9 protein-coding genes and 1 pseudogene are annotated in these 9,992 nt (G+C 44.3%); 4 read left to right on the top strand and 6 right to left on the bottom strand.

All coding sequences use genetic code 11. The features are described 5' to 3' along the window. The 3 genes and pseudogenes from VJL_RS26930 to VJL_RS26920 form a co-directional block, all read right to left on the bottom strand. A pseudogene (locus VJL_RS26930) lies at window positions 1-578 on the bottom strand (formylglycine-generating enzyme family protein); the annotation flags it as partial. A gap of 222 nt (window positions 579-800) precedes the next feature. After that, on the bottom strand, window positions 801-1,877 hold the full coding sequence (locus VJL_RS26925; protein ID WP_038882424.1) for a formylglycine-generating enzyme family protein: 1,077 nt from the start codon (window positions 1,875-1,877) through the stop codon (window positions 801-803). A 187-nt stretch (window positions 1,878-2,064) separates the two neighbouring features. Continuing rightward, the gene (locus VJL_RS26920; RefSeq protein ID WP_038882423.1) at window positions 2,065-3,639 is read right to left on the bottom strand and encodes a DEAD/DEAH box helicase; all 1,575 of its coding nucleotides are present in this window, start codon (window positions 3,637-3,639) and stop codon (window positions 2,065-2,067) included. Window positions 3,640-3,890: 251 nt separating this feature from the next. On the opposite strand from VJL_RS26920, the gene VJL_RS26915 reads away from it, so the two are divergent. Further along, window positions 3,891-4,319, top strand: a complete 429-nt coding sequence (locus tag VJL_RS26915; protein WP_038882422.1) for a VOC family protein — start codon at window positions 3,891-3,893, stop codon at window positions 4,317-4,319. Between the two features lie 68 nt (window positions 4,320-4,387). On the opposite strand, the gene VJL_RS26910 is transcribed toward VJL_RS26915, so the two are convergent. Further along, window positions 4,388-5,095 carry a lipoate--protein ligase family protein gene (locus tag VJL_RS26910; RefSeq protein WP_038882419.1) on the bottom strand — a complete coding sequence of 236 codons (708 nt, stop codon included), beginning with the start codon at window positions 5,093-5,095 and terminating at the stop codon, window positions 4,388-4,390. Between the two features lie 242 nt (window positions 5,096-5,337). On the opposite strand from VJL_RS26910, the gene VJL_RS26905 reads away from it, so the two are divergent. Both VJL_RS26905 and VJL_RS26900 read left to right on the top strand, forming a co-directional pair. Then, a complete protein-coding gene (locus VJL_RS26905) occupies window positions 5,338-5,793 on the top strand; it encodes a hypothetical protein (RefSeq protein ID WP_038882418.1) in 456 nt (151 codons plus the stop codon). 79 nt (window positions 5,794-5,872) lie between these two features. Continuing rightward, on the top strand, window positions 5,873-6,199 hold the full coding sequence (locus VJL_RS26900; protein WP_038865090.1) for a DUF4156 domain-containing protein: 327 nt from the start codon (window positions 5,873-5,875) through the stop codon (window positions 6,197-6,199). A gap of 111 nt (window positions 6,200-6,310) precedes the next feature. On the opposite strand, the gene VJL_RS26895 is transcribed toward VJL_RS26900, so the two are convergent. Both VJL_RS26895 and VJL_RS26890 read right to left on the bottom strand, forming a co-directional pair. Continuing rightward, the gene (locus VJL_RS26895; protein WP_038882416.1) at window positions 6,311-7,339 is read right to left on the bottom strand and encodes a hypothetical protein; all 1,029 of its coding nucleotides are present in this window, start codon (window positions 7,337-7,339) and stop codon (window positions 6,311-6,313) included. Between the two features lie 432 nt (window positions 7,340-7,771). Next, on the bottom strand, window positions 7,772-8,920 hold the full coding sequence (locus VJL_RS26890) for an aminotransferase-like domain-containing protein (protein ID WP_038882414.1): 1,149 nt from the start codon (window positions 8,918-8,920) through the stop codon (window positions 7,772-7,774). A gap of 124 nt (window positions 8,921-9,044) precedes the next feature. On the opposite strand from VJL_RS26890, the gene VJL_RS26885 reads away from it, so the two are divergent. Continuing rightward, window positions 9,045-9,914 (top strand): AraC family transcriptional regulator, encoded by an 870-nt coding sequence (locus tag VJL_RS26885; protein ID WP_038882412.1) that lies wholly within the window; start codon window positions 9,045-9,047, stop codon window positions 9,912-9,914. Window positions 9,915-9,992 lie beyond the last annotated feature (78 nt).

Raw genomic sequence — 9,992 nt, 5'->3', positions numbered from 1 at the left:
TCTTTCGCTTCTTGCCATTTCTTTGCAGATGCCGCAGTATTTTGCCCGTCCTCCATTGCATACACATAACGTTCAGAATCTCGTTCAACAATTGCTCGGTCAGATGAACCATTATAAAAGTCTTTCGCTACTGGTAATCCATTGATCCATCGCATCCATTCCATATCGACAAAGCGTGTTTCAAATTTTGCAATAGAGTACGAATCTAATGTGACCTTGTGCAGGTTATAAGCCCCTGTTTCACCGCTGGATGGGTCACTCGAACACTGCACGCCTGGAGACCAGTCAATACGGTTTGGTGTACGACTTGGTACTTCGCATGGAGCACCAAAATCGCCCATCTCAAAGCTACCGCCTTCAACAAATACAAGTTCTTCAATCGCTCGAACTACGGTTTTGGCTGCTCTCAGCTTTTGCTCTGGAGTTGCCTCTGGATAAAGCTTATTGATGTTTGACACAATCGTTTCGATTTGCCTTTGAGAGACGGTCTCGCTAGATACCGGGATTGCAGAACTCTCGCTATTGCACGCAACTAATAAGGGAAGCGCACAAGCCATACCTAACCATCTGTTTTTCATTTGGTATTCCTTTTACTTTATGTGCATATTTTACGCAAAAATAAAAGGAGAGAACAGTTTCAAAGCGACTATATGGTTAGTTATAACGACTGCGTTCCTGTTTTTGTTTAGGGGGAGGGGAGACTGTGCACAAGTGAGTTTAAGTATGTGACGCTTACTTAGAGATGAAATGACAATACTGGTTGAGTAGACAGGAGAGAAATGTGTTGGCTCATATCTTGTCTATTCTGTAAGTGGTTTTGGTTGTTGAACTGAACAACGGAAGCTGTGGGTTGGGGAGTAAGCGTCAAGAACAGGATCTTTACCAAAACGGTCAAAGGTGTTTATTCCTCCACCATCTCGAACAACCTTTTGAATACCATTTTCCGGTCCTTGCGGGTTGTGTTTAGGTGAGTTTAGGTAATACTCTTTTGCATACCAATCATTAACCCACTCCTGAATACCATTACTCATCCCATATACCCCCAGAGGATTTGCTGGCCATTGACCAATATATTCTTCACTACTAGTACTACTATTTACTTCTGAAGGGAGTATATCTATATATTTACCCACATCTGGATCAAAATATCGTCCTTCCCGAATGGAACGATAACCATCATTGGTCGCATAGTAATAATGCTGTCCGCGACTTCTTGCCGCAAACTCCCATTGCGCTTCTGTCGGAATATCAAATTCTAAAGTGGAAACTTTACCCAACCACTGACAGTAATCCTTTGCCTCTTGCCAAGATTTTGTATATGCAGCCTCATTGCTTTTCAAATTGTATTCAATAGCTTTCTTATATTTTTCATCTGTCCGCTCCATCGGCTTTGTCTTCAAAGGAATTACACTAATGAAGTTAGTGAGGGCTACCGGTAATCCATTTATTTGACGCATCCATTCCATATCCATAAAACTGGTCTCATATTTAGACATAGAGTAAGAATCGAGGGTGACTTTATGTAAATGTTGCGCACCAGAAAGGTTGGTAGCAAAGTTAAAACATTGCGCATCAGGAGACCAATCTAAACGGTTTTCAGTTTTCGTTGGGAAATCACAATCCATCTTGAAATCGCCCATATCAAAGCTGCCACCTTCGACGAACACCATGTTCTCGATCGCTCGTACCACCACCTCTGCCGCTTTCTGCTTCTGCTCTGGAGTTGCTTCTGGGTAAAGCTCATTGATATTCGACGTTATCGTATCGATCTGCTTTTGTGAAACGGTCTCGCTAGACAGCGCAATTGCAGAACTCTCGCTATTGCACGCAACTAATAAAGGAAGCGCACAAGCAATACCTAACCATCTGTTTTTCATTTGGTATTCCTTTTACTTTATGAGCATATTTTACGCAAAAATAAAAGGTGAGAACAGTTTCAAAGATACTGTATGACTAGTTATAACGACTGCGTTCCCGTTTTTTGGGGAGGAGATTCCAAGGAAGCTGGATAAAACAAAGCCGCTGAGATTATCAGCGGCTTTGTTGTTTTAATTCGGTATCTAATTACTTAGCAGTTTGCGGACGTGGCTTACGACGTTGTCCTGATGGCTTGTTGCCTGACGGTTTACCGTTTGAAGGCTTTGCGCCAGCTGGCTTGCCGCTGTTAGGCTTGCGGTTACCTGATGGTTTGCCACCGTTACCGTTTTTATTTGCGCCCGGTTTGTTCGCTCCAGACTGGTTGCTATTCGGCTTGTTACCGCTTGGCTTGCCGTTTGAACGAGCTTGACCGTCACGATTGCCTTTTGGTTTACCAGCGCCGCCTTTACCTGCTTCACCTTTGCCGTTTTTGTTGTCGCTGTTGAAGCGACGCTTTGGTTTGTTGTTACCGCCGCTGTTTTTCTTCTCAGCGGTTTGACTGTTTTCACCTTCTGCTTTTGGCTTCTTAGGCTTTTTCGGTTTCTTAGGCTTGATTGGGCGAGTATCCAATTTAGATTCTGGAACCACATTGGTTGGTGCAAAGCCCGCTAGCTCTTTACGTGGAAGCAGTTGTTGAATCAAACGTTCGATGGCAAAAAGCTCTGATGCTTCAAGTGCGCACACTAGAGAAATCGCTTTACCAACTTCTCCAGCACGGCCTGTACGACCGATTCGGTGAACGTAATCTTCTGCCACTTTTGGTAGCTCGAAGTTAACCACTTGAGGAAGCTGAGGAATATCGATACCGCGTGCAGCGATGTCTGTTGCTACCAGCACACGAATCTCGCCAGATTTAAAATCAGCCAACGCTTTAGTACGAGCACCTTGGCTCTTGTTACCGTGGATCGCTGCCGCTGGTAGCTTTTCGTCCACTAAGAATTTCGCCAGGCGGTTTGCACCGTGTTTAGTGCGAGTGAAGACCAGTACTTGTTTCCAATCACCATCTTTGATCAGTTTTACCAGCATCGGCGCTTTCTTCTTCACGTCTGATGGGTAAATGCTTTGCTCTACAGTACGTGCTGTCGAGTTTGCAGGGTTCACTGAAATCTCAATCGGGTTGTTCACAAGGCCTTTCGCAAGGTCACGAATCTCATTAGAGAATGTCGCAGAGAACAGTAGGTTTTGACGTTGCTTAGGCAGCAAATCAAGAATCTTACGAATGTCGCGGATAAAGCCCATATCCAGCATGCGGTCCGCTTCGTCCAATACGAGTACTTCTAGTTGGTCGAACTTCACCGCGTTTTGGCTGTAAAGATCCATCAAGCGGCCTGGGGTTGCAACCAATACGTCAGCACCTTTACGTAGACGCTGCATTTGTGGGTTGATCTTAACACCACCGAACACAACAGCACTGTTTAGCGATAGGTGACGGCTGTACATGAACACGTTTTCTTGTACTTGAGCTGCAAGTTCACGCGTGGGTGTAAGAATAAGTGCACGAACATGATTACTACGAACGCGAGGGCCGTTTGACAAGCGTTCTAGGATTGGCAGCGTAAAGCCCGCTGTTTTACCCGTACCAGTCTGCGCTGCTGCCATGACGTCTTTCCCTTCCAGAATTGCAGGAATTGCTTGAGCCTGAATTGGCGAAGGGGTGTCGTAGCCTTTTTCCTGAATAGCTTTAAGGATTGGAGCAGATAGACCTAACGAGGTAAAACCCATATGTATGATTCTCAATTGTTGAGTTAGATAACAAGGCGTCGAATTTATGTGCGACGCGAAAAGTGCGCCATTCTGAGGCTTTTAGCCGTCGGCTTCAACTATTTCTGTTACCGATGAATAGTTGATCCAGATCTCACTTCTCACGGAATCGTTAAAATTACGACTTTACCTAAAGTTAACTATAGGTTTTAGAGTGTTTTACAAGCAAAAAGAAAATCACAACGACAAACATATAAATAAGGAACAATGTTATGAAAAGCTATGTAGAACACGCCAATATTTCCGTGGTCGATGCACGTAAAACCATTGAGTTTTTAACAACCGCTATTCCTAATTGGACGATTCGTGGGAGTGGAAAAATTGATGATTGGTTTGGTCGTCCAATCGAATGGTTCCATGTTGGAGATGAGCACTCTTATATTGCTATTTCCGATGGTGGTAATGGGGATGCTAGTCACTGGGCAACACACTTTACTGGCATGAAACATCTTGGTATCGCAGTACCTGATGTAGAGGCGCTCATTACCCGATTAAAAGAAGTGGGCTATGAACTTGACCACAGAGGGGCAGAGCATCCATTTCGTAAGAATGTCTATTACTTAGAAGATCATGGAATGCAGTTTGAATTTATTCAGTACTTCTCCGACAAAGACAGCGAGCGCAACGACTACACTCAGTAGCAATCACAACGAAGAACAAGTGCAAAGCGATCGGTATGCGGTAGCTTTGCTCTTTTTTATGTTCTGGCTTATCTTTTCGCGCGATCTAAAAAAGTTTGAGTAATGAGCTGGAACAAGGCATCCACACTCGGTCTTTGTTCAATATGGTTAAATAGGGGGGTGTGAACATCACCGCGAATATGATCGGCATGGCCACACAATTGATTGCACAGTTTTACCGGTTCAACGATCTTTTCTACGTCCGCATCAATAAGAATGCAGGCCTGAGAGAGCACCACTTGCCCGCCTCCCTTCTTCAGTAAGACTCGTTGTGCGGTTCCGACCACTTTTTGTCCATTGATGTTTAGGTTGTAGTCCCCATCACAATATGAGTTTGGTGTTGCGTGCATATCAACCTTTACACCAAGTTGTTCAAAGAAAACCTCTAGGACAGAACATAAGTCGAGATACGCTTTTTTGATGTCGTATGGCTGACCTTCTGGCCAATGATAAATGTGGGATAGATTAATAATTCCAGGAACTTGTGGTACGGGTGCGCCGCCAGTTTTTCTCGAGAATAGCTTCCAGTTAGTCTCTTCAAGACCTTGTTCAAGCTCGTCTGAAATAGGCCACTTCTTTCCCGCAGGAAGGACGAGCGTTGGGCTTTTCACTTGCCACAACAATAAGACTTGAGAGAGTTGATCCGTCTGCACGAGTTTGATCAGCTCATCTTCTTTACTGAAAACATCTGCGACTTCAGTGGATTGATAGCGGATCAGTTTATTTTTGGAAGCCAAATTCAGTTCCTCTTTTCATCTACCCTTCAGTTTTACTCCAATTCCTTCACAAAATCCAATCACAACTCTGTTTTTGTTTGAAAGTAAATGTTCATTAAAAACATTAAGTTAAAACCTTCATGCGCAAATATCGAGTCAGGTTCATAATTTGTTTTTAATGCAAATATTGCGTATGCAATGATTGTTGTGTAATCTTTGTTTTGTACCGCTACTCACATCAAATCAAAAAAGAGAATACTGCTATGAAAAAGAAACTCGCTTTAGTTCATCGACTTGCTTCTATCAGTGCCTATCTATTGATCATGAGCTTTTTCACTAGCACCGTACTGGTGGAGTTGTTTGGTAACCACCAAACCATTTTGGCAGTAAAAACCTATATTTCTTATGCGATTTGGGCAGTCGTACCATTAATGGCAATCACTGGAATTACTGGTGCTAAGATGGCACCGAATGTGAAAAAAGGGCCTTTAGCTGCGAAGAAAAAACGCATGCCTTTTGTTGCCTTGAATGGTCTGCTGATTTTGGTTCCTGCTGCAATTTACTTAAAGTACTTAGCGGGAGTGGGTCAGTTTGATACCATGTTCTACATTATTCAGGGGATTGAGTTGCTTGCTGGCTTCATCAATCTTACCTTGATGACGCTGAATATTCGTGATGCTCGCGCATTAAAGGCATCAAGAAAATCAATGCTTGTGTAAAGCATAAAAAATTTTTGTTGTTCATTGCTTAAACGATAAATAGAATCCGCAGTCTATTTAATTCTAAGGCGATGAAATTATGAAAAAGTTAATGACTGGTGCAGCATTAGCAACGTTATTAACTGGTTGTGTGACGTTCCCAACACAAGAATCAGAGCAAGTAAAAGTGATTTGGGATGATGTAAATGCAATCGAAAACTGCCAACACCTTGGTACAGTAATGGGCTCAGAAGGTCACTTCTACGATTACTGGCTACATGCAGACAAAGACATGGTTTGGGGCACATTAAACCAAATGCGCATAAAAGCAGTAGAATTGGGTGCAGACACGCTTTACTTGTATCAACCTCTGGGTTTCTCAAGCTCGGTCACTATGTTCGCTAACGCGTATCAATGCCAAAACTAAGCTTGGAACAAACGAATAAAAAGCAGACTGTCGACAGTCTGCTTTTTTGCTTTATGCCCCCCAATTTTAAAGGGGGCTGCAAGGAACGACAGGACAGGCCGTTCTTGAATTTTAGTTCAAGCTTGCGGTCGCCATAGCAACGGAATCGGTAAACGATACACTGAATGCGTCATCGGTATTGAGCACTTTGGCAGGAAATTCCAAGCTTAGCTGAGTTTGAGGCGCCACTTCAGATTCCACACTGGTAATGAACTTCCGAGTTTCTCTAGGAGAAATCGTCAGGTCGCTGTTTCCCTCTGGACCAAGTTCAGCAATACCAATGGTTGCTAGGCCGTTACCTTCACCATCTACCAAACTCAACAGTGATTCGGATTTGTAAATCAACTCGCCTTTATCGGTTTGGTACGCTCTGAAGGTGTTAAAGCTTGGCTGTAAATCGCCTTCTGTTGCTAAGTTAGTCACAGAGAAAGTGACATTCGAGCCGTCAAATTTTTCGACTTTGACTAAGACATTCGCGTCTTGGTAACGAGCGGCTGCCGCAGCGGTTGCCAGCTCTTTCTGTCTTTGTTTCTCTCGTTCAACTTCAGCGATACGCGCTTCTTCCTCTGCAATACGTGTTTCTGCCATCGCGTAAGACTTATCTACCATCGCCAGTAGGGCAGGGATAGAGTAAGCAGACAAGCCCTCTAAGTGATCGAAGTCGATCTTCGCGTGAGTGGTCATGTTATTGGTCGAGAACTGACAGTGACCATCAATTAAGCTCACGAATGCTACTTCATATGTACCTTGTAACTTGCTTACTTCAACGCCGGCCTTCTCTATGTTGGCACGCACTTGTTTGATTTCTGCCAGCGACTGCTTAGGTAATGGGCCGTTTGGTGATACGTCGTTAGCCACAGAGACTAATGCTTCGGTCACGAATGGATTGTTTTTCTCTGGAACGACGGTAGTTACAAGGTTAGCTTGAGTAATATCTTCCCCAAGTAACACCGTCATTTTTTGCGATGCAGCGGTCTTATTACCGGCGAGAACGTCGTTACAGTTCGGTGAGTTGCTTGCATTTGCAGATGTTGCAGCAACGAGTGATAGCATGGCGGACAAGCCAGTGATGACGAGTCCTTTCGATGGTCGATTGTTCATCCTGATAACCCCTCTGGAATATGATGCGCTCAGCTAACGTTTGTTGCCCAACTTAGTTGGGATAGCGACATTCAGAATGGTTGTAGTTGCGTCCTCGCCACGTTCATCTTCACAAGACTGTTTAGTTGGCTTTTCTGCCCAACTCTAAATCGCGATAAGCCGTCACGATCAAAAGTGTTTGAATTCGTCGATGATGCTGCAAGGTCGATGTCTTTTTTCTGAAAGATAGACGTAACTTTTCAAGGCTTCAAATCCGTGACCGAGATCTATTTTTTGCGATGGTGCGAGGATCAAGCGAAAACAGACACTTAACGTAGAGAGTTGATTTTGAGAGAAAAAAATAAATTTTTTTGGGAACTTTTTGAAACGCTGCCTTTGAGACTTAATTCGCATCTCAAAGGCAGGTATTTGGAATTTAAGGTGTAATTTTTATTACAGCGCGTTGAGTACGTCTGCTAAGCGTGTTACCGCCACTTTTAATTCTTCTGGTGTTGCATTGGTGAAGTTAAGACGCAGTGCCGCTTTCACTTCAGACCCTTCTGGGTAGAAGACAGGGCTTGGTACCACAGCCACACCGTTCGCCAGTAGTGATTTTGCCAGCTCAAACGTATCGCACTCTGGGATCTCTACCCATACGAACATACCACCATCAACAGGCTTAAGGACGCAGCTTGCGGGAAGCTGTTTTTCTAGCTCTGCGTACATCACATCGTAGCGAGACTTGTACAGTTCACAAATGGTGCTGATGTGGGTTTCGAAGTTGTCGTGTTGAAGCAAGCCGTGCAGTAGGGCTTGCATCGGTACGCTTGAGTGCAGATCAGCACCTTGTTTGATTTTAATCAGCGGTTCTAGGTAGCTAGTTTTACCCGTAACCACGCCGATACGAAGACCTGGCGATGCAATCTTAGAGAATGAGCGCAGTACGATAGAATTTTGTGGACAGAAATCAGAAACCAAAGGCAAAGCTTCACCAGAGAAACGCAGCTCGCGGTATGGTGCATCTTCGATAAATGCCACATTGTATTGAATACAAAGCTCTGCAACTTTTTGACGTGTTTCTAGTGCCCAGCATACGCCTGTTGGGTTATGGAAATCTGGCACCGCATAGAACATCTTCGGCTTTTGCTCAGCGAAGCACTGTTCTAGCTCTTCAAGGTTTGGACCGAACTCTGTTTGAGAAACAGTCACGATGTTCGCTTGAACCAAACCAAACACCTGCATCGCACCAAGGTAGCTTGGGGCTTCCATTACGACTTTGTCACCCGGGTTCACATAAGCACGCGCAATCAAATCCAAACCTTGCTGAGAGCCAGTCGTTACCATTGCGCTGTGCGTGTCTGGCAACTGGAAGTAATCCGTCAAGAAATTAAGCAGAGGTGTGTAACCGGCCGTCGAACCGTATTGGAAAACCTCAGGCATGTTTGCGAGATTTTCCAGTGTTGGTTTCATTAAATCGATTGGGAAGGTCTTCTCGTCTGGCAAACCGCCAGCAAGCGAGATGACGTTTTTATCGCTGGCAGCAGCGAGGATCTCTCGAATGTACGATGACTTTACTTGTTGTAGTGACTGTGCGATTTCCATGTGTTGTGTTTCTCGTATTTCTCATTGTTGTGCGAGAAATAGTACATGGGAATTGCTTACTTTAGTGTGTCCATTTATGCTGTTAAACATGTCCATTTATGCTATTTAAGCCAAAAGACAGAATATGAGCCAACAACAAGTTTCCAGAATCAATGACGTACTGTTCTACATTCACCAAGACATTAGCAGAGAATTATCCGCTAAAGAGTTGGCTGACGTAGCGGCGTATTCTGAGCAGCACTTCCATCGGATTTTTAAAGAGGTGGTTGGCGAATCGATTCATCAATACATTCGTCGTACGCGAATGGAATACGCTGCAAACCAGTTGATGTTCGATACCAAATCGTCGGTATTAGAGATTGCCAATAAGTGCGGCTTTAGCTCTGTGTCGTCATTCAGCCGTGCCTTTAAATCCACGTTTGATATGTCGCCCGGTGCTTGGCGCAAGCATGATTTGCATGTCGCGGAAAAGCCGTATCTCAAAGATCCAGAAGTGGCGGCGGGTTATCATCGCGTCGCCAAGCGTGCTTTACCAGATCCTAAAGTTGTCGAAGTGCCACAGCGGTTTGCGGCTTATGTTCGTCACGAGGGTTATAACCGTTCGATTCGCAATGCTTGGCTGGTGCTTAAAGCTTGGGCTAATTCAGAGAACCGAGACTTCTCTACGCAATATGGTTTGCATCATTCCAACCCGGCTTGGGTTGAGTTGGACAAATGTCGTTACGTGGCGTGCATGGCCATTGATAAACCGCTTAAGTATCGCGGAGTGGTGAACCAGATGACCATTCCGGGTGGCTTACATGCAGTGTTCAGGTTGACTGGTGTGTATGGTGAGCTGCTGCCTCAAATCAGCATGGTGTTAGAGAAATGGTTGCCAAACTCGGGCTTTAAGCAACGCTCAACTCCTGCGTATGTACATTATCATCAAAACCACTTTTTAAATCATGAAGAAGCGTTTGAATTAGATTTCTACTTGCCTATCAGTTTCTTCTAACAATTTCTTTTAAAAAGCTTTGCTTCACGTTCAATGCTTTACTATTGTGTCAGATGAAAATGCCCGGCATTGATGTCG

The sequence above is a fragment of the Vibrio jasicida CAIM 1864 = LMG 25398 genome (genome assembly GCF_000400365.1).
Taxonomy (GTDB): domain Bacteria; phylum Pseudomonadota; class Gammaproteobacteria; order Enterobacterales; family Vibrionaceae; genus Vibrio; species Vibrio jasicida.
This window is presented reverse-complemented; position numbering and strand designations above follow the sequence as displayed.

Excerpts from the sequence above, each read along its gene's own strand:
- VJL_RS26925 (WP_038882424.1), bottom strand. The coding sequence starts at position 1,877 with ATGAAAAACAGATGGTTAGGTATTGCTTGTGCGCTTCCTTTATTAGTT.
- VJL_RS26905 (WP_038882418.1), top strand. The coding sequence starts at position 5,338 with ATGAAAAAGAAACTCGCTTTAGTTCATCGACTTGCTTCTATCAGTGCC.
- VJL_RS26920 (WP_038882423.1), bottom strand. The coding sequence starts at position 3,639 with ATGGGTTTTACCTCGTTAGGTCTATCTGCTCCAATCCTTAAAGCTATT.
- VJL_RS26890 (WP_038882414.1), bottom strand. The coding sequence starts at position 8,920 with ATGGAAATCGCACAGTCACTACAACAAGTAAAGTCATCGTACATTCGA.
- VJL_RS26915 (WP_038882422.1), top strand. The coding sequence starts at position 3,891 with ATGAAAAGCTATGTAGAACACGCCAATATTTCCGTGGTCGATGCACGT.
- VJL_RS26900 (WP_038865090.1), top strand. The coding sequence starts at position 5,873 with ATGAAAAAGTTAATGACTGGTGCAGCATTAGCAACGTTATTAACTGGT.
- VJL_RS26885 (WP_038882412.1), top strand. The coding sequence starts at position 9,045 with ATGAGCCAACAACAAGTTTCCAGAATCAATGACGTACTGTTCTACATT.
- VJL_RS26895 (WP_038882416.1), bottom strand. The coding sequence starts at position 7,339 with ATGAACAATCGACCATCGAAAGGACTCGTCATCACTGGCTTGTCCGCC.